We start from the raw sequence: 22,687 nt of genomic DNA, 5'->3' as shown, positions 1-22,687 counted from the left end.
GCTCAGCGCCGCCCGGGGCGATCGACGCTGGCCGGTCGCTTGCCCGAGCCCTTGCCGCGTGTGTTCTGCGCGACCCGGGTGGCAAGCTTTTCGGCGGCGGCGGCCACTTCCACGCGCAGCTTCATGTAGTTGGCCACCCGCTCCGGATCCAGCGTATCGGCCTCGATCGCCGCACGCACCGCGCAACCGGGCTCGGCGATGTGTGCGCAGTCGTTGAAACGGCACTGCGCCGCCAGCGCCTCCACATCGGAGAACCCGCCTTCGGCCAGATCTTCCTCGCCGGTGGGCTTGAGCTCGCGCATGCCCGGCGTATCGATCAGACATGCACCGGTCGGCAGCGGGATCAGCGCACGATGCGTGGTGGTATGCCGGCCACGCGAATCGTTTTCGCGCACGGCATTGGTCTTCATCTTCTGCGTGCCGAGCAGCGTATTGGTCAGCGTCGATTTGCCCGCACCGGACGAGCCCACCAGCACCGCCGTGCGCCCATCGCCCAGCCACGGCCGCAGTGCGGCCACACTGTCCGGGTCCTTCGCGTTGACCGCGCGCAACGGAATGTTCTGCGCCTCCAGCTCCTCCAGCACCGCCAATGCATCCTCAGCGTATTCGGTCTGGTCGGCCTTGGTCAGCACCACCACCGGCTGCGCACCACCGCCGCCGACCAGCAGCAGATAGCGTTCGATGCGGCGCGGATTGAAGTCCGCATCCAGCCCGCACACGATGAACACCGTATCGATATTGGCCGCGATCACCTGCTGGTGATAATGCTCGCCGGCCGCACCGCGCTTGATCGAGGTACGCCGCGGCAGCAGCGCCACGATGCGTTTGCCCTCCATCAGCACCCAATCGCCCACCGCCGCCCGCTCATGGCTCGGAAAGCGCGGCCGCTGCCACTCCGGCAACGACTCCGCCTTCAGGCTGGCCTCCGGCGTATCGGCCACCACATAGCCGGTACGGTGCTGCTCCACCACCCGCGCCGGCAACGCCAGTGGATGCGCGGCAAAGATCGCCTGCCAGGCGGAGTCTTCCGGGGGGCCAGGCCAGGGCCAACCGATGGATTGGAGGGTGGGGTAATCGGGAAATGTGTCGCTCATGGGGCGATTCTAGCTGGCTGGCCACTGCGGCCTGTGCAATCGGTTCGCGCGGGCCTGAAGCCCCCCTTGACATCGTTGCCGATGCAAGCATGTCCGCCTGTCCTATTTCCGCTACCATGCCAAGCCTCACGCCTACAACCGGCCCGTCGTATGTCCACTGCCCCGCAAAAGCCGCTCGCCATCCGCGAGCGTCTGTCCGAAGTCCGCTACGAAATCCGGGGCGAGCTGGCGCGACGAGCGCGGGAGCTGGAGGCGCAGGGCCGCAAGCTGATCAAGCTCAATATCGGTAACCCGGGTGCATTCGGGTTCCGCGCGCCGGAGCATCTGCAGCGCGCGATCGCCGATGACATGGGCCGCACCGATCCCTACACCCATCAGCAAGGCCTGCCCGAAGCGCGCGAGGCGATCGCCACCGCGTATTCGCGTCGCCAGCACCCGGACGCGCACCCGGACCGTATTTTTGTCGGCAACGGCGTCAGCGAGCTGATCGACCTGTCGCTGCGCGCTCTGCTCAACCCCGGCGACGAGGTGCTGGTGCCCTCGCCCGACTACCCGCTGTGGTCGGCCGCCACCATCCTCAACGATGGTCGCCCGGTGTACTACCGCTGCGCGCCGGAAAATGGTTTCCAGCCGGATCCGGTGGAGATCGAGACGCTGGTGTCCTCGCGCACCCGCGCCATCGTGCTGATCAACCCGAACAACCCCAGCGGCGCCAGTTATTCGCGCGAGCTGCTGGAGCGCATCGTGGCCATCGCCACCAAGCACAATCTGCTGCTGATGGTCGATGAGATCTACGACCAGGTGCTCTACGACGGCGCGGCCTTCGTGCCGGTGGCGCCGCTGGCCGGCGCGCACCCGTGCATCACCTTCAGCGGCTTGAGCAAGGTGCACCGCGCCTGCGGCTGGCGGGTGGGCTGGGCGCTGCTGTCCGGCGAGCAGGCGCGCATCAACGACCTGCGCAACGCGATGGACCTGCTCGGCGCTCTACGCCTGTGCGCCAACGTGCCGGGGCAGTACGCCATCGATGCGGCGGTGAACGGGCCGGATACCATTTCGGCGCTGTGCGCGCCGGGTGGCCGCCTGTACGAAACCCGCCGCGCGGTGATCGAGGCCTGTGCGGCTAGCGAGCACCTGCAGCTGGTGGCACCGGCCGGGGCGCTGTACGCATTCCCGGCGGTAGTGGGCACGGCGGCACGCAACTTCGACGATCACGAGTTCGCACTCGATCTGATGAACGAGGAAGGCGTGCTGGTGGTGCCCGGCTCCAGCTTCAACGTGCCGTACCGTCACCATTTCCGCGTGACCCTAATGCCCGAGGCCAGCGTGATGCGTGATGTGTTCGCACGCATCGACCGCGCCCTGGCACGCCGCGCTGAGGCGGTGACCAAGGTGGTGCCGCTCAAGTCGCGCAGCGTGGCGTGATGGCCGCCTCCGGCACGCCGCAGCGCTATCTGGCGCTGGGCGATTCGTACACGATTGGCGAAGGCGTCGACCCCGCGCAGTGCTGGCCGGTGCAGCTGGTCGAGGGCCTGCGCGCGCATGGCTGGTCGGTGCAGGCGCCGCAGATCATCGCCACCACCGGCTGGACCACCGACGAACTGCAGGCCGGCATCGACGCTGCGGCGCCGCAGGGCCCGTACGACCTTGTGAGCCTGTTGATCGGCGTCAACAATCAATACCGCGGGCTGGCGCTGGACGACTACCGCAGCCAGTTCGACGCATTATTGCAGCAGGCCATTGCGTTGGCCGACGGCCATGCGGCACGCGTGCTGGTGCTGTCGATTCCCGACTGGGGGCTGACGCCCTTTGCGCGCGCGCAAGGCCGCGATGCCGGGCTGATCGCCGCGCAGATCGATGCCTTCAACGGTGTGGCGGCCGAGCGCTGCGGCGAGCGCGCCGTCCGCTTCATCGATATCACCGCCACCAGCCGCGACGGCGGCGATGCGATCGCGATGCTGGTCGACGACGGACTGCATCCCTCGGCTGCGATGTATGCGCGCTGGGCCGCCGTGGCGCTGCCTGCGGCGCGCGATGCGCTGGGCGCATTGGGATCTGTCGACACGATTGCCTGAGCCAACGGCGTGCGCTTGCGCTTAGGCGAAGCAGGCGCGAGCTGGTCTGGTGCTGCGTGGTCATCGGCCTGAGGCACGGGCAGCAGTTGCCGCCGTCTCGCGACCGCCCAGCTGGTCGGCGCTGCCGCACATCACCAACGGCGCGCCGCGCCGCAAGGCCGCAACAAGCGCGCAAACGACGCCGGGCAGGGCTGCGCGTGACCAGGCACTGGGAAAACGCCAATCGGGCCTACCGCAATCACGCCGGCAGGCCCTAAGCTACCCGCGCAGCACGCCTGATTGCCAAGGAACGACATTGCACAGCACCGCCACCCAGCCGATGAGCCGCGCGCAAGCGCTGGCGATCGCACGCGCGTTTTTGCCCAAGCACCCGCTGGGCAACCGCTACGACTACTACTACACGCACGCCAAGTTGCGCACCGATCCACTCTACCCGGGCGTACTGGCGCAGCTGCACACCACCACCGCGCCGGTGCTGGATCTGGGCTGCGGGCTGGGCCTGCTGGCGCATGCCTTGCGCGCCGACGGGCAGGCGCTGGCGTATTACGGAGTGGATGTGGATGCATCCAAGATCCGCCGCGCGCAACATATCGCGCAGCGCTCGGCACTGGGCAATACCAGGTTCGAGGTGGTCGACCTGAGCCTGGCCTGGCCGCAGCATCAGGGCAGCGTCACCATCCTGGACGTGCTGCAGTATCTGCAAGCGGACATGCAGGCCGGCCTGCTCCGCAGCGTGGCGCAGATGCTCACGCCCGGCGCCAAACTGGTGATCCGCAGCGCGTTGGGCGATGCCAGCAGCCGCGGCCGCACCAGCCGCGTCACCGACGTGCTGGCGCACCTGAGCGGCTGGATGCAGCGCATGCCGCGTAGCTACCCCACCCGCGACAGCCTGCAGGCGCAGCTGGACGCGGCCGGCCTGCGCGCCACGTTTGCACCGCTGTACGGCAATACGCCGTTCAACAACTGGTTGATCGTGGCCGAGCCGCGCTGAGCCGTGCACAACGAGGCTTGCTCGATTCAGAACGGCTGACAGACATAACGCGCGGTCGCCGGACGGATGTGGACGGCACGCAGAGACCGAGATGTACGCGTGTGCATGACGCGGCATGCCTGGCAGTCGCGTAGTCGTTGTAACAGCCGCTCCTGGCGTTATCTGGACGATCCCGGGCGGCATGCGGTGTGAGATGAGGCGCTTGGCTTGAGATCGCCATTGCCGATCCACTCGAGCAGATGCGGCTGGGTTGTCGAGGGCGCGGTGCCCTCACCGCTCGCGGGACACGCATGAATCCATCCATGGCGATTGGTTTGCGGCATATGCCGTAAGCGGCCCCGCAAGTGATAAGGACATCGCACCAGGCAGCCTGCTGATGACGTTATTGAAGGACGAAATCACCGCGTCAGACAGTTGGCTGGTAGTTTTTGCTGAAAACGAAATGCCGCGTCGCTGGTGTGCTTTTTGAAAACCCTGCACACCGACCAACCTCACGGGTCCTTGCCCGCCCACCGTCGCGGGACCCTTGGCAGCATGGATGCCGCCACGGAGCTACATGGATGTACTCGCAGCGTGTCCCGCGATGGTGGGCGGGCAAGGGCCCTGCAGTAAAGGCGCAGATGATCCGCTCTCCGCCTGATCTGCCGTTATTGAGCAATCAGGTAGCGACAACTGCATCGCGCCTGTCGCGATCACTTGGCGATCTTCACGTCTGGTCGAGCGCGCGGTGCCCTCACCGCTCGCGGGACACGCCGTGAATCCGTCCATGGGGGCTCGGTGGCGGCATCCATGCCGCCACACGGTCCCGCAATCGGCGAGGACACCAGCCAGACAGTTGACTGGTGGTTTTGTTGAAGAGCAAAGACACCGCGGCACCAGCTTGCTAGTCGCTGGTTGAGATCCATGCACACCGACCATCTCGACTGGTCCTTGCCCGCCCACCGTCGCGGGACCCTTGGCGGCATGGATGCCGCCACGGAGCTTACAAGGACGTACTTGCAGCGTGTCCCGCGATGGTGGGCGGGCAAGGGCCCTGCAGCAAAGGCGCAGACCATCCGCTCTGCGCCTGATCTTCCAGTATTGAGCAATCAGGTAACGACGCCTGCACTGCGCGTCTTTCGATCACTTGGCTGTCTTCAAGTCTGATCCAGGGCGCGGCTCCCTCATCGTCGCGGGACACGCGGTTAACTCGTCCATAAGGCTCGATGGCGGCATCCACGCCGCAACGCGTGTCGCCTGGAGCAAGGTCAGAACTTCCAGGACACCGTGAGCTCCACATCGCGCGGGTCGCCGTAGATCAGCTGGCTCTGGTAGACGATGTTGGCGTAGTAGCGGCGGTCGAACAGGTTGCGCACGTTGAGTTGTGCCGACCAGGCCTGGTTGAAGTCGTAGCGCGCCATGGCATTGGCCAGCACCACGCTGCCTTGCGTCAGCCGTTGCGTGTTGCCCTGCGGCGCGGCCATCAGCTCGTGGATGGCCGACTGCCAGCTCAGCCCCCCACCCAGCCGCCACGGCCCGGTCTGCCAGCTGGTGAACAGCGTGGCCTCACGGCGCGGGCTGGCAGGGTTCACGTCCGCGCCGCTGGCGTCGTTGGCATCGAACTGCGCGAAGCCGAACGCGAGACGCCACTGCTCCGACAGCTGGCCATCCAGCTGGAACTCCACGCCCTGGCTGACAGTGCCTCTGGCAGCGAGATAGGCCTGATTGGTGGTGCCTGGCACCAGCTGCCCGGGGTCGTTGACGGCCAGATTGTCCTGCTCGATGCGGAACAGCGCCAACGCGGCATTGAGCTGGCCTCCGAAATATTCGCCCTTGGCACCCACCTCGTAGCTATCGCCTTCCAGCGGATCGAGATAGCGCCCGCCGCGGTCGCGGTTGTTCTGCGGTTTGAAGATGCCGGTGTAGCTGGCATAGAGCGCGTGGTGGTCGTCCACATCGAAGATCAGGCCGGCGTAGGGTGTGGTGCGGCCCCGGCGCTCGTACGAATTTTCCGGCACCAGCTGGTCGGTGCTTTTCCAGTCGGTGACGCGCGCACCCACGATGGCCTTCAGCGTGTCGGTCAGCTGGAATCGTCCGGCGGCATAGGCGGCCACCTGACGCACATCGCGGTCTTCGCCCTTGCTCAGCGGCGTCCACTGCGGTTGCGCCATGGTGCCGGTCCAGGTGAAGACACTTTGTGCGATCAACGGTTGCAGCGGCAGGTTGGACCAGTTGCGCACATTGCGATTCAGCCAGGTGGCGCCGGCCACGATTTCGTGTTCTCGGCCCCACAGCGTCAACGGCAGGGTGAGGTAGGCATCCAGACTGTTTTGCGCGCTGAGCGCGGGATAGCGCCCGCCAAAGGTGCCGGCAAGTCCCAGGCCGGTCTGTGCGTCCGGATAATCCAGGTAGCCGAACAACACCGATTTCCAGTCGGTTTCGAAGCGCTGGTGCGCGTACTCCACCTGCAGCTGCGCGCCATTGTCGAAACGATGGGTGAGCCCGGCGAAGGCGTTGGTGGTATCGGCCACGCCCCGCGCCCAGCGTGGCGTGAACGCGTCCGAGCGCGCGAAATCGGTGCGGCTGCCGTCGCTGAAATATGCCGGGACGCCCCCCCAGGTGGTGCCGCGCCCATCGTTGCGCTGCTTGTTGATGCCGATGTAGCCGCGGGTGGCCTCGCTGAGATCCGCATCGACGATGCCGTAGAACAACGACGACTGCTTGCCGTAGTAATCGCGGAAGGACTGCTTGTCTTCATAGCTGGCCACCACGCGGCCGCGCACCGTACCGGCGGCATTGAGCGGCGATTGCAGATCGAGCGTGCCGCGATAGCGGTCCCAGCGGCCGGCCGACAGATCCACGCGGCCGGTCAACACGTCGCTGTCGGCATGCTTGCGCAGCAGGTCGATCGATGCCGCCGGGCTACCGGCACCGGAGGTCAGCCCGTTGGCACCACGCACGATCTCGACGCGGTCGTAGATGGCCATGTTCTGCTGCACATCGCCGCTGTAATCGGTGGGAATGCCGTCGATGCGGTAGTAATCCACCTCGAAGCCGCGTGCGGTGATGTAGGTCCGCTCGGTATCCCAGGTCGGCGAGTTGAAGCCGGCCACGGTGTCGGTGACGTCCTGCAGCGATTGCAGGTTACGGTCGACGATCTGCTGGCGGGTCACCACCACGACCGACTGCGGCGTGTCGCGTAACGCCAGCGACAGCTTGGCCGAACTGCGTGCGATATCGGCGGTGTAGGAATCGCTGCCCTCGGTGGTGGCACTGCGGTGCGCCTGGATCTGCAGCCGATCCAGATCGACCGGATCGCCGGGATGCGATTGCGCGCTTGCCAGCGCCGGGCAGGCACAGGCCAGTGCAAGCACGGCGCGTCGGGTGGTCACGCGCGACAGGCGCAGATCGGCACGCGCACCAGCGCGCGCAGACACGGGACGAGAGAACATTGGTGTCCGCCTCATGATCGAAACACTGCCGTCGAAGACGGCCGCTGAGGCTGGCGCGGTCACACCGTGCGAGGTGCGGCCCGTTGGCTGGCTGGGCGCGCATGGTCGATCCATGCCCCATCGCTGTCAATAGACGCCGGCGCCGGGGAGCTGCAGTTGGCGAGAAAAACGCCGTCTGGTTTGCACGCTGGGTTGCCACCGCATTGGCAACCGATTGCCGGCCGCCCGCGATCCCTTACCTTGCCGCGCGATGTCGCTTCATGCTGACGCAAGAGCGCCCGACACCGCGCTCGTACGCAGCGTCCCTGGCACGCTGCCATACCGGCGGCGAAGTGCGCACGGCGCTGCGCCAGTGCCGTATTGGCCACCGGCGATCAACACAGACAACGCTCCGCAGTAGCACTGCACCCGCCACGCCACGCGCCGAGGCAGCGTTCAATCCGGACGTTGCCCCACGAGCCCGCGCGCCCGCATCGCCTCCAGCACGCCGCGCAGGATGGTGAGGTTGTGGCCGTGTGCGGCGCCTTCGTGCAGCAATACGATGGCGCCGGGCCGCAGGTCGCGCACGATGCGCGCCACGGTGGTGTCCGGTTCGCAGCGCACGCCATCGAAACCGCGCGCGCTCCAGGCCACGCGGGTCAGGCCATGCGCGCGCAGCGGCGAGGCGACGAACGGGTTGGTCATGCCGACCACCGAGCGGTACAGCCGGGGCGCCTGGCCGGTGATCCGGGCCAGGGTGCGCTGCGCCAGCCCGATTTCCTGGGCCATGCGGCGCGGCCCCAGCGCCCAGAACCAGGCCTGCGGATGGGTATGGCTGTGGTTGCCGATGCCGTGGCCGCGTCGCACGATCTCGCGCACCAGCTCGGGCCGCCGTTCGGCGCGCGCACCGACCACGAAGAAGGTGGCCTTGGCGCCGTAGGCATCCAGCAGGTCGAGCATGGCCGGGGTGTCGTCGGACGGGCCGTCGTCGATGGTCAGCCACACCTGCGGCGCGCGGCCCGGCAGCCGTGCCAGGACCGGCGCATACAGGCGCGCACGCGGCAGGAACACCGGCACCACGAACAGCGCATGCGACACCAGCAGCATCGGCAGGCCCCAGGCCCAGCCCAGATGCCACCACAGCACCGCCACCGCCAGCTGCGACAGGGCAAACAAGCCCACCCAGCGGTACGGGCGGGAGGGGATGCGATACAGCGTTTCCGGCGTGGTCATGCCGCATGATGCCACGCGGCGTAGAATGCCCGGTCTCCACGATCTGACCGAAGTGCTGCCATGTCCCTCGATCCCGCTCTGCGTTCCCGTATCGATACGCTGCTGCAATCCAGCCGCGTGGTGCTCTTCATGAAAGGCCAGCCCGGCATGCCGCAGTGCGGCTTTTCGGCCAAGGCGGTCGGCGTGCTGGACGGGCTGGGCATCGACTATGCCCACGTCAACGTGCTGGCCGACCAGGACATCCGCGAAGGCATCAAGGCCTACGGCGACTGGCCGACCATCCCGCAGCTGTACGTGGACGGCGAGCTGATCGGCGGCAGCGACATCATCGTGCAGATGGCCGACAGCGGCGAGCTGAGCAACATGCTCGGCCTGCAGGCGCCCGACCGCAGCCCGCCGAAGATCACCATCACCCCGGCCGCGGTCGAGATGCTCAAGGGTGCCTTGGCCGATGCGCCGGACGCATCGCTGACGCTGTCCATCGATGCCAACTTCCAGCCGAACTTCCAGCTGGCGCCGACCAACCCGAACGCCATCGCCGCCGAATCCAACGGCCTGCGCGTGCAGTTCGACCTGGCCAGCGCGCGCCGCGCAGACGGCATCACCATCGACTGGGTGGACGACATCCGCGGCCGCGGCCTGGCGATCGACAACCCCAACGCGCCCAAGCCGGTGCAGGAGCTGTCGGTGCGCGACGCCGACGACCGTCTCAAGGCCGGCAGCCTGACCCTGGTGGACGTGCGCCCGGCCGACGAGCGTGCGCTGGCCACGGTGGCCGCACCGTTCCGCACGCTGGATGCGCACGAACGCGCCACCATCGAACAGTTGCCCAAGGACACCCCGCTGGCATTCCTGTGCCACCGCGGCGGGCGCAGCCTGCAGGCCGCCGAGCATTTCCGCGGCCTGGGCTTCACCAACGTCTACAACGTCACCGGCGGCATCGATGCGTGGTCGGACGAGGTGGACAACGGCGTGGCGAAATACTGAGCAGACGCGAGCGGTCGCGGCCGCCGCACACGCGTCACGCCGCACGTGCAGACTGCCGCGCTTGCGTGACTCGTGTGACCACGGCTGGCACGGCTGCGGCACCGCACACCGAAACGGGCGCTCCTTGGAGCGTCCGTTTTTTCATGGATCAACCCGCACAAGGACACCGCTGCAATGCACACCCGCCTGCTCCCGCTCGCCCTGGCCGCGCTGCTACCGCTGGCTGCCCACGCTGCCGAATCGCCGCGCGCGGTGCTGCTGGTCCAGACCTACGACAGCCAGCCGTCCGACGATCCGCTGGAATACATTCCGGTGTGGCTCGGCAAGGCTGTGGCAAAGGAATCGACCCTGCCCAAGGCGTTGCTGGGCCAGCCGCTGCAGGTCTTCAATACCGGCGTATCCACCGGCACCGTGCGGCTTGCGTCGCTGACGGTGGACGACAACAGCATGTGCGGCGGCACCGCGAAGCTGCGCATCAAGGGCGGCACCACGCTGTCCGATTCGCCGCTGCTGTCGACGGTGGATCTCAACCCGGGCAAGCGCTTTGCGTCGCGTGCAGCCACCGCCACCGAACAGAGCGAATTGTTTCGCCAGGCGAGCGACACCGCGCAGCTGCGCAAGCGCGTCAAGCCGGCGGCATTGGCGCAGGCACTGGCCGCGTTCAATACCGACCGCGCGCAGGATCTGGCCGCGCTGCAGATCATCACCGATGCGCAGCAGCCGCAGCGGCGCGTGGCCGTGCTGACCTCCAACCACCCGACCAAGACCGGCAATCCGGAGAACCCGACCGGCGTGCTCGTGGTGCTCGCGATCTTCGACCATGACGGCAGCCGTTGGCAGTTCCGCCACGGCCAGGCCGCCAGCGGCTGCGACGATTGCGAAGACCTGCCGCAGCGCACCCATCTGCTGCAGTTCGGCGATATCGACGGCAATGGCACGCTCGATCTGGTGCTGTCGGAAAGCGGCTACGAAAGCTACGGCTTCTATCTCTTGCTCGGCGAAGGTGCCAGCTGGCGGTCGGAAGGTTTGCCAGGCGGCTGCTGATCGATCGACGGCATGCGCGGTGCCGGTGGTGGCATCGCGCGTGGCGCCCTTCCCCGCTGCAGTACCCGCAGCTGTTCGGCGATCACGCTGGCATGCAGACACGGTGTACACCCCTTGCCCGCCGCGATGCAACGCGTCGATGGTGGCCTTCAGCCGGCAAACCCGCCGTCATCGAGAAACTGCTGTTCCTCTGCGCTGGTCACACGCCCCAGCACGGTATTACGGTGCGGGAACCGGCCAAAGCGCTGGATGATGCGTTGATGTTCGAGCGCCCAGTGGGTGGTCTGCGTATCGTCCAGTGCGCCGATCAGCTCCACCGCGCGTGCCTGCTCCTGCAGGTCTTCGGCATGCTCGAACGGAAGATAGAAAAACAACCGCAGTTGCGCCGAGACCTGCTGGTCGAAGCCGCGCTCCACCGCCTGCTTTGCGCACTGCAACGCCAACCCGTCGGTGGCATAGGCATGCGCGCTGCCACGGAACGCATTGCGCGGGAACTGGTCCAGCAGGATCAGCAAGGCCAGTGCATCCTCGGCGCGCGCCATCCAGTGCGCGTACTCGCCCCGTGCGGCGGCAAAGTGCTGCTCGCTGAAATGCTGACGAAAGTTGGCGTCGAAGGCATCGTTGTGCGTGAACCAGCGGGCCGAGCCGGCCAGTTCCCAGAAAGCCAACACCACATCGGCCTGTTTGTTGCGTTCTGTTTTGGCAATCATCGACGCCCCCCCTGAGGAATACGGCACAGCATGCGCTCTGGCATGTGATGAGGCAGCCGCGACCGCAACCTCCAGCACTTGGCAAGCACGGCGCTGGCAGCTAGGTTTGCGGCCTGTGCTTTCGTGTCACCGGGGAAATCCATGCGTTCCATCCTGTTCGCCGCCCTTGGCGCGGCGCTGCTGTGCGGGCCTGCGTCTGCGGCATCGCGGTTCGTGCAAGACCCTTACCCCAGCACCTACCGCGCGCTCGCGTCCGGTCCGGTGCTGATCCAGCACGCCACGGTGCTCACCGGCACCGGCGAGCGGCTGGACGATGCCGACGTGCTGCTGCGCGACGGCAAGGTGGCCGCCGTTGGCCGCGCACTCGAGGCGCCGGCCGATGCACGCCGCATCGACGGCACCGGCAAGTGGGTGACGCCCGGCATCATCGATGTGCACTCGCATCTGGGCGTGTACCCCAGCCCGGGCGTCAGCGCGCATAGCGACGGCAACGAGATGACCGCACCGGTGACGCCCAATGTGTGGGCCGAGCATTCGATCTGGCCGCAGGACCCGGGCTTTGGCACCGCGCTGGCCGGCGGCATCACCTCGCTGCAGATCCTGCCAGGCTCGGCCAACCTGATCGGCGGGCGCGGCGTCACGCTGAAGAACGTCGCCTCCACGACCTATCAGGGTATGAAGTTCCCCGGCGCACCGTGGGGCCTGAAGATGGCCTGCGGCGAGAACCCCAAACGCGTCTACGGCGAAAAGGGCGGCCCCGGTACGCGCATGGGCAATGTCGCCGGGTACCGCGCTGCGTTCATCGATGCGGCCGAGTACCTGCAGAAGAACGCACCGAAGAAGAAACCCGCCAAGAAGCGTCACTGGTGGAGCAGTGGTGGCGACAACGACAGCAGCGGCGATGCCGGCGGCAAGCGTGATCTCAAGCTCGATACGCTGGCCGGCGCCATCAACGGCGACATCCGCGTGCACATCCACTGCTACCGCGCCGACGAAATGGCCACCATGCTGGACCTGTCCAAGGAATTCGGCTTCCACATCGCCGCCTTCCATCATGGCGTGGAGGCCTACAAGCTGGCCGACCGGCTGGCGCAGGAAAACGTCTGCGGCGCGCTATGGTCCGATTGGTGGGGCTTCAAGATGGAAGCCTTCGACGGCATCCAGGAGAACATCGCCATGGTCGACCGGCCTGCCAACAGCTGCGCCATCGTGCATTCGGATTCGGAAGAAGGCATCCAGCGCCTGAATCAGGAGGCCGCCAAGGTGATCGCCACTGCGCGCCGCAGCGGCATGGAGATTGCGCCCGAGCGCGCGATCCGCTGGCTCACCAGCAACGCCGCCAAGGCGTTGGGCATCGAGCAGCAGACCGGCGCGCTGGAGCCGGGCAAGATGGGCGATGTGGTGGTGTGGAATGGCAACCCCTTCAGTTCCTACGCATTGGCCGAACAGGTGTATATCGACGGCGCACAGGTTTACGACCGGCATCAACGCGCGTTGCAACCGGTGTCGGACTTCATGCTGGGCCAGGAGGTGGCACGATGAGCCGCCGCATCCTGACACGCCCGCAACTGCGTGCCCTGTCGGCGCTGGTGCTGGCCGCGCTGGCGTTGCCGGCGTTGGCACAGCAGGTGCTGATCCGCGATGCCACCGTGCACACCGCCACCGCGCAGGGCACGCTGCAGCATACCGACGTGCTGGTGCAGGGCGGCGTGATCCGTGCGATCGGCAGCAACCTGGCCGCGCCGGCCGATGGGCGCGTGATCGAGGCCAAGGGCCGCCCGCTGACGCCGGCCTTGTTCGGCGGCATTACCGAGATCGGCATCGAAGAAGTCTCTGGCGAAGACAGCACCGTGGACAGCGGCGTCAAGCTGGCCGAGCAACCGATGCGCCCGGAGTTCGACGTCACCCTGGCCTACAACCCCGACTCGGTGCTGGTGCCGGTGGCGCGCGTGGAAGGCATCGGCTTCACGGCGCTGGGCGCAACCACCAGCGGCGCCTTCATTGCCGGCCAGGGCGGCATCGTGCGGCTGGATGGCAGCCCGGACCCGGTGGGCCCGCATGCATTGTTCATCCGCATCGGTGCAGCGGCGTCCGACCTCACCGGCAGCTCGCGTGCCGCGCAATGGATGCTGCTGGATCAACTGGTGGCCGAAGCACGCGGCCGCGTGCCCGCCGGGTCGCCGCATGCACTGCTGACGCCGATGGGGCGCAGCGTGCTGGCCCGGTATCTGGCCGGGCGAGGCCGCATCGTGGTGCAGGTCGAACGGGCCGCCGACATCCGTCAGCTGTTGCGCTGGGCGCAACGCGAGAAGGTACGTATCGCCATCGCCGGCGGGGCCGAGGCGTGGAAGCTGGCCCCGCAACTGGCGCAGGCCAGGGTCCCGGTGCTGGTGAACGCGCTGGCGGATTTGCCGGCGACCTTCGACCAGATCGGCGCGACGCTGGAAAACGCCGCACGCCTGCGCGCGGCCGGTGTGGAGGTCAGCTTCAGCCAAAGCGGCGACGCCTCGCATAACGCCCGCAAGCTGCGTCAGCTGGCCGGCAATGCGGTGGCCAATGGCTTGCCGTGGGAATCGGGGCTGGCCGGCCTGACCCGCGTGCCTGCGGAGATCTTCGGGGTGGGCGATCGCATCGGCAGCATTGCGGTGGGCAAGCAGGCCGACCTGGTGCTGTGGGAAGGCGACCCGCTGGATGTCGCCCACTACGCCGAGCAGGTCTGGCTGGGCGGGCGCGAGATGCCGATGCGCTCGCGCCAGAGCGAACTGCGCGACCGCTACCTGCAGCAGGCCGGGCAGTTGCCACGTGCGTACCTGAAGTGAGTGCGTGCGGCGTGCGCTGATGCGTACGCCGCAGGGCGCTGCCATCACACCCGCAGCCCGCACATGCAGCGGCCTTGGCAGCGCCGCCCGTAGTGCGCGCTCGGCAACACCGCCACCCTGCACGACCTGCTGTTGCACGTGGGTGGGCGGTGGACTGGCAGACATGGGCGATGCGCTGTCGTGGCGTCTCGTCGCGTGGCGCCGGCGGCCTTCGCTGCAGTGATGCAGCCATCGGGGCTATCGCCTGTTGCCGGTTTGGCGGCTGGCACTACCCGGCAGCCTTCGTGCCCTGGCAGCTGCCAGCTGCGGGCGCAGCCGCTGCCCGACCACGGACCCGCTGGTTCGAGCCGGCGGATGACGTTGGCTCGATTGCGGCGTGCTGCGCCAAGCCAGCCACATCGCGACGCAGATCGACGCAGCAGGCAGGTGCTGCGGCACATGCCATACGTCTGCCGGTCGCAGCCGAAGCGTGACCGGCGCTTAGGTTCATTGCTGAAGTTTGGACGCGCCGCACGCTCTGCTGCTTGCGCGCTCGCCGTCGTGGTCCAGCCCGCCTAGCATCGCGCATCGGCATCCGGCTTGCCGCCTCACGTCGCCATGGAGACCCACATGTTCTGCCCGACCCTGCGCATGCTGGCATGCGCGTTGTGCCTGTACGCCGGCGTCAGCGCCCCGGCCATGGCGGCATTCGGATTCACCCGCAGCGGCGACCGCGTGGTGGTGGACAGCGGCGCCGAGCTGGTGTTTTCGGTCAATGCCAACAATGGCGACATCGTGTCGATGCGCTACCGCGACAACGAGCTGCAGACCACCGAATCGAAGGGCTCGCACATCGCCTCCGGGCTGGGCAGTGCCAGCGTGGACGCGCGCGTGGTGGGCGGGGCGATCGTGGTATCGGCCAAGGCCGGCGATCTGGTGCAGTACTACATCGTGCGCAAGGGCCGTAATGCGATCTACATGGCCACCTATGCGCCGACCTTGCTGCCGGTGGGCGAACTGCGCTTCATCGCGCGCCTGAATGTGTCCAAGTTGCCGACTGCCCAGCAGGAACCCGATTCCAGCGTCGGCACGGCGATCGAAGGCGAAGATGTCTTCCTGCTGCCGGACGGCCGCACCAGCTCCAAGTTCTATTCCGCGCGGCGCATGCTTGACGACCAGGTGCATGGTGTCAGCGGCGCCGGGGTTGCGGTGTTCATGCTGATGGGCAACCGCGAACGCAGTTCCGGCGGGCCGTTCTTCAAGGACATCGCCACGCAGAAAACCCGCGTGACCCATGAGCTCTACAACTACATGTATTCCGACCATACCCAGACCGAGGCCTTCCGCGGCGGCCTGCATGGTGTCTACGGCCTGTTGTTCACCGATGGCGGCGCGCCATCGAGCGCGCAGCTGAGCACCGACTTCGTCGATGCCACGCTGGGCTTGAACGGCTATCTGGCCGCTAACGGGCGGGGTGCGGTGAGCGGCCGCGTCGGCGGCGTGCTCTCCGGGCAGCCGGCGGTGATCGGGCTGCGCAACGCGCAGGCGCAGTACTGGGCCAGAGCCAATGGCAGCGGTGATTACCAGATTGCCGGCGTGCGCCCGGGGCGCTATCGCATGACGCTGTATCAGAACGAGCTGGAGGTGGCGCAGCGCGATGTCGAAGTGTTTGCCAATGCCACGGCGCAGGCCGCGTTGCAGGCGGTGACAGCGCCAGGAACGGTGAAGTGGCAGATCGGCGTGCCCGACGGCACGCCGGCCGGATTTCGACATGCCGACTTGCTGCCGCGCGCGCACCCGTCCGACCGGCGCATGAGCTGGCCACCGCTGACCTACACCGTGGGCGCCAGCAGCATGAGCAGTTTTCCGGCGGTGCAGTGGCGCAGCATCAACTCCCCCACCGGCATCGACTTCGCCCTGGCCTCCGGCGAGGTGCGCGACTATCGCCTGCGCATCTTCGTGCCGTTGGCCCAGGTCAGCGCACGCCCGCAGGTCAGCGTGAATGCCCGCTGGAACGGCCCGGTGCCCGCTGCTCCCAACCAGCCCAAGACGCGCGGCATCACCCGTGGCACCACACGCGGCAACAACACGCTGTATGAGGTGGACATCCCCGCGTCGGCGCTGCAGGCCGGGAGCAACCGCATCGAGATCGGGCTTGCCTCCGGATCGCCGGATAACGGGTTCCTCAGCCCGGCCGTCGTGTTCGACAGCATCCAGCTAGTGGCGATGTAACAGCGGTGAACACGACTACGTAATCGCCAGGTACGCGCTGCCGGTGCATGGGTGAGCTCCGATCAGGGGATGGGGACGCCTGCCATCTGGCAGGACGCCACGCACCGGACACACGACCATTGCGTCATCCGCCAGCGCACCGGCCTGCGTCACGCAGCAGATGTCCACGCGCTGACGGGGCGCAGACACGGCCCCCATGCGGACCGGTCACCGTGGCCTCCTCCGATGCGCGCCGCCTGCATGACAGGCGCGGCGCAGACGGCCACCTCATTGGCGTGATGCGCCTCATGCCCGGCGAAAGCCGCGAGCAGGTGGTGCCCCACGCAGCTGCCGGCGATGCACGCGCGAACAGCGCAGCGCGTGGGCCGCCACACTGGCGGCCCACGCGCACCTCAGCCCATCGCGTTACTTGGCATCCATCGTGGCGCTGACCTTGGCCCAGCCATTGCCACGCACCACTTCAAAGCCCGCCTCGGCCGCATGCAGATACATGCTGTTGTTGTAGCGGCCATCCTTGGAGCGGTTGTTCTGCAGCCAGGTCAGGAACGGCTTGGCGTCGATGTTGAGGCTGCCGCTGGTCTTGAGCGTGGGCTGTCCGGCGGTGCCGGTCGGGATGAAGGTGTAGACGTAATAGCCGGCACCGGAGTTGAAGCCCTCCCACAGATCGAAGGTGCGGCCACCGGCGGTGATCACCTTGGTCGCGGTGACGGTGCCGATCGGCCATGAGTTGTGGTCGCCCCAGATCATCACCTCCAGCTGCGGATTGCCTTTGGCGGTATCCCAGCGGAAGAAGATGTCGTAGGCGAAGTCGCCGGCCAGATTGCTGCCGCCGGCGCTGTAGTTGAACTTGAACGGCAGCGAGCTGATCGACGAGATCTGCTTGGGAAACAGCGTGTCGGTGGTCGGATTCCAGTCGTAATGCCAGCCGCGCACGATGGCCGGGTAGCCGTAGAGGTTGTAGTCGGCAAAGTTGAAGGTGACGGTCAACTCCGGCGTGCTGCCGGTGCCGAAGGTGCCCTGGATGATGTTGTTGGGGTCGTTGAAGTTGTTGACCCACGCGTAGTGGTTGCCAAAGATCTTGTACGGGCCGGCCAGGGCCACGGGGGCGAGCGCCACCAGGCCAAGGGCCAGTGCCGCCTTCCACCAGCGCGATGCGCGCCGCCGTGTAGTGGTCGCCTTGGGCGCGGCCTGCGTGAGGGTGTTGGATGGGGTGGTCTGCATCTCTGTCTCCATTGTGTTCGGCGCGGCGGCGCCAGTGCGGCGCCACCGAGACCCGCCCTGCAGCGGTCGTGACCGACCCTAGCAGCGGTGCTGTGAGAGGAGCTATAGCGATTCCGGCAGGCCGGAGCAGCCAAGCGCGATAGCGGGCGCTACCTGGCAAGCCAAGCGTGTCCTGGTCCGCAGTTCGCCGCCATTTCCCGGCGGTGGCGAGATGTATCGCTCAGGCACCTGGGCACACCCGCGAGGGGGAATGCTGCAGGGCGACATGGCAGGCAACGCACCGCCGACGGGTGTGCTGCCACCGCAGCGCGGCCCGGGCTGCCGGACAATGGCCATGCAAGGGCCGGCAGGCGCGGCTGAAGGCGCGCAAGCAGCCTGCACGCGGCCCGCCAACGGGTCTACGCGCGGCGGCGGATTTGCGATAGCGTTCGCAGTACAGACGACGCAACAGCCGGAGGGGGCGACGATGCGCATCGGAATCGTGGTGGATAGTGCGTGCGATCTGCCGCAGGAATTTCTTCAACGCAACAACGTCATCGTGCTGCCGATCAGCGTGCGCATCGGCGAGGCCGTGCTGGCCGATCACCGCGATGAAGAGGCCACGCTGAGCTTTCTGCAGGCGCATGTGGCCGAGCGCGGCCACGAGGCCGAGACCACGCCGCTTTCGGTCAACCAGATCCGCGACCTGTTCCTGCAGCGGTTGGTCATCGACTACGACCACGTGTTCTGCCTGACCATCTCCAAGCTGCGCAGCCAGATCTTCGACAACGCGATGCAGGCCAGCTTTGCGATTCTCAACGACTACAAGCCGATCCGTCAGGCCGCCGGCCACGGCTCACCGTTTGCGCTGCGCGTGATCGACACACTCAACCTGTTTGCCGGCCAGGGCATCACCGCGGTGGAGGCCGTGCGCCTGCGCGAGCAGGGCCAGGGCGTGGCGGCGATCCGCACCCGCCTGGAACAGCTGGCCGAGCACACCTACGGCTACATGATCCCGCGCGATCTCTACTACCTGCGCGCACGGGCGCGCACCAAGGGCGACCGCAGCGTGGGCCTGATCGGTGCGGCGCTGGGTAGCGCGCTGGATATCAAGCCGGTGCTGCGCGCGTACCGCGGCGTCACCGAGCCGGTGGCCAAGCTCAAGGGCTTCGAGCCATCGGCCGACAAATTGTTTGGCTTCACCGTCCGCAAGATCCGCGACGGCCTGATGACCCCGACCGTGTGCGTGGGCTATGGCGGCGAGCTGGCCGAGCTGCATGCCCTGCCCGGCTACGCGGCGCTGCAGGGCGCCTGCCAGAGCCACGGCGTGGAACTGTTCGAAAGCGTGATGAGCCTGACCGGCATGGTCAACGTCGGCAAGGGCGCGCTGGCGGTGGCCTTCGCGGCCCAGCCGCATGGTTTTTCCGCCTGAGGCACGCGCCTGGCGGCACCTGGCCTTCGACGGCGTTCTCACCCGTCCTCGGCTAGTGTGCCGCCGTCATTCAACGGAGCGTGTCCATGCCTGTCAGCTACTCGATCAGCCTGCCCGACCCCAAGCTCGCCCGCGGCAGCGCGCCCTCGGTGAGCTTCACCGCCAACGGCGCCGAGGCGTTTGCCGAGCAGTTGCAGGCCGCCCTGCGCGATCCGGCGTGGTTCGATCGCTGGCGCCAGCTGCAGGCCGACCCGGATGAGGTGGACCCGAGCCTGGGCATCACCGACCCGGCTGCCACGGTCACCGGCAAGCAGCAGGACCTGCGCATCGATCTGGTTGCCACCACCAGCATTCCCGGCGATCTGTTCAAGCAGCGCATGCAGGCCCTGGCCGGGTCGCACTGGCAGATGCGCGACGTGCGTTGACGGTGTGCGCCGCCATGCGGGATGCGTGGCGGCGCACGCTCACGCCTGTGTCGATGCACGGCGTGGCCAGCGCCATTTCAGGTTGACCGCCAGCGTGCCCAGCACGATCAGTGCCAGGCCCAGCCACTGCACCGGTACCAGGGCGTGGCCGTACAGCAGATAGTCCAGCAGCAGCGTGACCAATGGATACACGAACGCCAGCACCGCGATCGTGGCCACCTGCAGATGCCGGTACGACGAATAGAACAGCACGTACACGATGCCGCTGTGGATCACGCCCAGCCCCACCAGCCAGACCCAGTGCAGGCCGAGATGCAACGCGCTGCTGCTGGAAAACCCCGCCAGCAGGAACGTGCCGACCCAGCACTGCACCGTCACCACCGCCAACGGCCGCTCACGGCTGATGCGGCGTGACATCAGCAGCGAGGCGCCGCACAGCAGCGCGGCCAGCAAGGTCAGCGCAATCCCGAGCAGATAGCCGCGATCGGCGGCCTGCCACAGCCGCGCCGGATCGGCCGAACACGCAACGCCCACAAACGCCAGCAGCGTCCAGCCCAGGTCGGCGCGGCGGGTGCGCTCGCCCTGCAGCAGCGCCGCCAGCAGCAACATCACGAACGGAAACACGTGGTAGACCATCGTCGCCACGCCGATCGACGAGCGCGCCATGCCGGCGAACAAGGCCACCCAGTTCAGCACCAGCAGCACGCCACTGATGACGGCATCGCGCAGCAGCGTGCGGTCGCGCCACACCCCACGCAACTGTCCGCCGATCAGGCCGCAGATGCTGAGAAACAGCGCGCCGAACAGGCAGCGGTAGAACACCGCCGTCACCGGATCCTGCCCGCTTTCGTGCACGAACACGCCCACTGACCCGATCAACACCTCGGCCACTAGCAATTGCCAGATCGCACGTCGCGCAATGCCGGCCGATGCCGCTTGAACAGACAAGGCGATGCTCATAGCGCAATCGTTCCCTGCGGATACTGCACAGCGCTGCCGCGCACAGACACATGCCGCGGCTCCACCCGGCATGCACGTTCGCCGGCGCGCGCAGATGCCTGCAGTGCGGTCAACTGCGTCCTGCCCGGCCTGCCCGGCCATGGCGGCGCCAGCGCGGCATGGATCGACCCGGTCACCGGATCTTCGCTACCGCAGGATTGCCCTTGAAGCGCCGCAGTGAACGCATCGACGATAAACACGGGAAGCAGCACGACCAACCTCGCAAGAGAGGACACACGCCTGGCGCATTCACCGGGCACAGCCAGTCTGCAATGCACCACACAACCATGACAGATTCAGATACGCTGCAAATTGACCAATACAGATGAAAGGTACCGGCTCATGCTTCTGTATGAATCGCTCGCCATGCAGCTGCGACAGCAGATTGAAGGCGGCACCCTGCGTGCCGGCGAGCGTCTGCCCTCGATCCGGCAATTGGCCGCCAACCACGGCATCAGCACGGCAACGGCAGTGCAGGCCTGCCTGCAGCTGGAACGCGAAGGACGCGTGCAGGCGCGGCCGCGCTCCGGCTACTTCGTGCGCACCACCGCCGCTGCATCACCTGTACCACCACCCGCAACGCGTCGGCGTAAACCCGGCATGGTGGACAACCCGGCCTTGCAGCGCGTACTCGACACCCTGGCGCGTACCGAGCTGGTGCCATTGCATACCGCCACTCCCGCGCCGGCGTTGTTGCCGGCCGCACAGTTGGCAGCAGCATTCTCGCGTCAGTTGCGTCGCCAACGTACCGCCGCACTGGACTACGCACCGCCACAAGGCCATGCCGCACTGCGCCGGCAGATCGCACAGCGTTATGCACACTGCGCAACCACCGTGGCTGCGGAAGAAGTCGTGATCACTGCCGGTGCGATGGAAGCCATCAGCCTGGCCTTGCGCACGCTCACCGCACCGGGCGACGTGGTGCTGGTGGAGACGCCCACTTATCACGGCATCCTGCAGGCGGTGGCCGCCTTGCGGCTCAAGGTACTGGAGGTGCCCAACCGCGCAGGCCAGGGCATCGATGTCGCGCGCCTGGACGCGCTGCTGCAACGCACGCCGGTGCGCGCGGCGGTGCTGGTGCCCAACTTCAACAATCCCAATGGCAGCCTGACGTCCGACAGCGCAAAGCGCGCACTGCTCGACAGCTGCGCCCGCCATGGCACCGTGGTGATCGAGGACGATATCTACGGCGAGCTGGATTGGTCGGGCCAGCGACCGCGCCCGCTACGCCACTTCGACACCCATGCCAATGTGATCACCTGCGGGTCGTTTTCCAAGGTGCTGGCACCCGGCTTGCGCGTGGGCTGGTTGCTCGGTGGCGACTGGACCGAGGCCTTTGTACGCGCCAAGTATTTTTCCACCGTCGGCAGCGCCAGCCTGCCGCAACTGGCCTTGGCCGATTATCTGGCGCAGCACGACCTGGAACGGCATCTGCGTAAGCTGCGCCGCACCCTGGCCGACAACGGCCAACGCCTGCGCGATGCGATCGTGCGGCATTGGCCCGATGGCACACGCATCGGCGACCCGGCTGGCGGTTTATCGCTGTGGCTGCAATTGCCCGAGGGTGGAAGTGGCCAAGCATTGTTCGAGGCCGCACTGGCTGAAGGCATCGGCACCTCGCCCGGCCATCTGTACTCCAGCCGCGGCGACTACGCAGATCACATCCGCCTGACCTGCGGCCAGCCATGGAGCGAGACGCTGGAACGCGCAATGCGGCGATTGGGGAAGCTGGCGGCCCGGGCGGCGCGCTAGCGCGTTGCAGGCATCAGCTTGGTTGGTGTTGGTGTTGGTGTTGGTGTTGGTGTTGGTGTTGGTGTTGGTGTTGGTGTGGATGTTGGATGTTGGATGTTGGGTGTTGGGTGTTGGGTGTTGGGTGACGACGATACCCGCACCAACGCGACACTGACGTTCAGTGAAGTAGCAAGCCCCTCTCCCGCCGGGAGAGGGGTTGGGGTGAGGGTACGTGGCGAAGCCCTCTACGTTCAACCGCATGCGGCTTCGCCCGTCCCCTCATCCGCCCCTTCGGGGCACCTTCTCCCGGAGGGAGAAGGGATCACTTG

Annotated in this window: 17 protein-coding genes and 1 pseudogene; 11 read left to right on the top strand and 7 right to left on the bottom strand. The window is 67.1% G+C overall.

Features of this window, described 5'->3' with window-relative positions:
- Positions 1-2 precede the first annotated feature (2 nt).
- Positions 3-1,094: a ribosome small subunit-dependent GTPase A gene (gene rsgA / locus ABQZ09_RS07345; protein ID WP_228314539.1), complete on the bottom strand. Its 1,092-nt coding sequence runs from the start codon at positions 1,092-1,094 to the stop codon at positions 3-5.
- Positions 1,095-1,244: 150 nt separating this feature from the next.
- On the opposite strand from rsgA, the gene ABQZ09_RS07340 reads away from it, so the two are divergent.
- The 3 genes from ABQZ09_RS07340 (at position 1,245) to ABQZ09_RS07330 (ending at position 4,157) form a co-directional block, all read left to right on the top strand.
- The gene (locus ABQZ09_RS07340) at positions 1,245-2,516 is read left to right on the top strand and encodes a pyridoxal phosphate-dependent aminotransferase (protein ID WP_349776512.1); all 1,272 of its coding nucleotides are present in this window, start codon (positions 1,245-1,247) and stop codon (positions 2,514-2,516) included.
- Positions 2,516-3,166, top strand: coding sequence for an SGNH/GDSL hydrolase family protein (locus ABQZ09_RS07335; protein WP_349776551.1), 651 nt, complete (start codon positions 2,516-2,518; stop codon positions 3,164-3,166). Before ABQZ09_RS07340 ends, ABQZ09_RS07335 begins: the two co-directional genes overlap by 1 nt.
- 319 nt (positions 3,167-3,485) lie before the next feature.
- The gene (locus ABQZ09_RS07330; RefSeq protein ID WP_349776550.1) at positions 3,486-4,157 is read left to right on the top strand and encodes a methyltransferase; all 672 of its coding nucleotides are present in this window, start codon (positions 3,486-3,488) and stop codon (positions 4,155-4,157) included.
- A 1,247-nt stretch (positions 4,158-5,404) separates the two neighbouring features.
- Here ABQZ09_RS07330 and ABQZ09_RS07325 read toward each other — a convergent pair.
- Positions 5,405-7,588: a TonB-dependent siderophore receptor gene (locus ABQZ09_RS07325; RefSeq protein WP_349776511.1), complete on the bottom strand. Its 2,184-nt coding sequence runs from the start codon at positions 7,586-7,588 to the stop codon at positions 5,405-5,407.
- Positions 7,589-8,023: 435 nt separating this feature from the next.
- Positions 8,024-8,800: a polysaccharide deacetylase family protein gene (locus ABQZ09_RS07320; RefSeq protein ID WP_039406218.1), complete on the bottom strand. Its 777-nt coding sequence runs from the start codon at positions 8,798-8,800 to the stop codon at positions 8,024-8,026.
- A gap of 60 nt (positions 8,801-8,860) precedes the next feature.
- On the opposite strand from ABQZ09_RS07320, the gene grxD reads away from it, so the two are divergent.
- A complete protein-coding gene (gene grxD / locus ABQZ09_RS07315; RefSeq protein WP_349776510.1) occupies positions 8,861-9,787 on the top strand; it encodes a Grx4 family monothiol glutaredoxin in 927 nt (308 codons plus the stop codon).
- 174 nt (positions 9,788-9,961) lie between these two features.
- On the top strand, positions 9,962-10,831 hold the full coding sequence (locus ABQZ09_RS07310; RefSeq protein ID WP_349776509.1) for a hypothetical protein: 870 nt from the start codon (positions 9,962-9,964) through the stop codon (positions 10,829-10,831).
- 149 nt (positions 10,832-10,980) lie between these two features.
- Here ABQZ09_RS07310 and ABQZ09_RS07305 read toward each other — a convergent pair whose 3' ends face one another.
- Entirely contained in the window at positions 10,981-11,541 is a 561-nt protein-coding gene (locus ABQZ09_RS07305) for a DUF924 family protein (RefSeq protein WP_349776508.1), read from the bottom strand.
- Positions 11,542-11,682: 141 nt separating this feature from the next.
- On the opposite strand from ABQZ09_RS07305, the gene ABQZ09_RS07300 reads away from it, so the two are divergent.
- From ABQZ09_RS07300 to ABQZ09_RS07290, 3 genes are all read left to right on the top strand, one after another.
- On the top strand, positions 11,683-13,083 hold the full coding sequence (locus ABQZ09_RS07300; RefSeq protein WP_349776507.1) for an amidohydrolase: 1,401 nt from the start codon (positions 11,683-11,685) through the stop codon (positions 13,081-13,083).
- On the top strand, positions 13,080-14,360 hold the full coding sequence (locus tag ABQZ09_RS07295) for an amidohydrolase family protein (protein ID WP_349776506.1): 1,281 nt from the start codon (positions 13,080-13,082) through the stop codon (positions 14,358-14,360). The genes ABQZ09_RS07300 and ABQZ09_RS07295 overlap by 4 nt, the downstream gene beginning before the upstream one ends.
- A gap of 609 nt (positions 14,361-14,969) precedes the next feature.
- On the top strand, positions 14,970-16,571 hold the full coding sequence (locus tag ABQZ09_RS07290) for a rhamnogalacturonan lyase B N-terminal domain-containing protein (protein ID WP_184556080.1): 1,602 nt from the start codon (positions 14,970-14,972) through the stop codon (positions 16,569-16,571).
- A 405-nt stretch (positions 16,572-16,976) separates the two neighbouring features.
- Here ABQZ09_RS07290 and ABQZ09_RS07285 read toward each other — a convergent pair whose 3' ends face one another.
- Positions 16,977-17,792 (bottom strand): GH12 family glycosyl hydrolase domain-containing protein, encoded by an 816-nt coding sequence (locus ABQZ09_RS07285; protein ID WP_039411219.1) that lies wholly within the window; start codon positions 17,790-17,792, stop codon positions 16,977-16,979.
- Positions 17,793-18,258: 466 nt separating this feature from the next.
- Here ABQZ09_RS07285 and ABQZ09_RS07280 point away from each other — a divergent pair, with 466 nt between their 5' ends.
- Both ABQZ09_RS07280 and ABQZ09_RS07275 read left to right on the top strand, forming a co-directional pair.
- Positions 18,259-19,203 (top strand): DegV family protein, encoded by a 945-nt coding sequence (locus ABQZ09_RS07280; protein ID WP_039411217.1) that lies wholly within the window; start codon positions 18,259-18,261, stop codon positions 19,201-19,203.
- A gap of 86 nt (positions 19,204-19,289) precedes the next feature.
- The gene (locus tag ABQZ09_RS07275) at positions 19,290-19,628 is read left to right on the top strand and encodes a hypothetical protein (RefSeq protein WP_039411215.1); all 339 of its coding nucleotides are present in this window, start codon (positions 19,290-19,292) and stop codon (positions 19,626-19,628) included.
- Positions 19,629-19,667: 39 nt separating this feature from the next.
- Here the strand turns inward: ABQZ09_RS07275 and ABQZ09_RS07270 are convergent, their stop codons facing one another.
- Both ABQZ09_RS07270 and ABQZ09_RS07265 read right to left on the bottom strand, forming a co-directional pair.
- Positions 19,668-20,588 carry a DMT family transporter gene (locus ABQZ09_RS07270; protein WP_349776505.1) on the bottom strand — a complete coding sequence of 307 codons (921 nt, stop codon included), beginning with the start codon at positions 20,586-20,588 and terminating at the stop codon, positions 19,668-19,670.
- A pseudogene (locus tag ABQZ09_RS07265) lies at positions 20,585-20,779 on the bottom strand (phenazine biosynthesis protein PhzF); the annotation flags it as partial. The gene ABQZ09_RS07270 and the pseudogene ABQZ09_RS07265, both read right to left, overlap by 4 nt.
- Before the next feature lie 190 nt (positions 20,780-20,969).
- Here ABQZ09_RS07265 and ABQZ09_RS07260 point away from each other — a divergent pair.
- Positions 20,970-22,379, top strand: coding sequence for an aminotransferase-like domain-containing protein (locus tag ABQZ09_RS07260; protein ID WP_349776504.1), 1,410 nt, complete (start codon positions 20,970-20,972; stop codon positions 22,377-22,379).
- Positions 22,380-22,687: the final 308 nt, after the last annotated feature.

This window comes from Xanthomonas sp. WHRI 6106, from assembly GCF_040202405.1.
GTDB lineage: Bacteria > Pseudomonadota > Gammaproteobacteria > Xanthomonadales > Xanthomonadaceae > Xanthomonas > Xanthomonas cannabis.
This window is presented reverse-complemented; position numbering and strand designations above follow the sequence as displayed.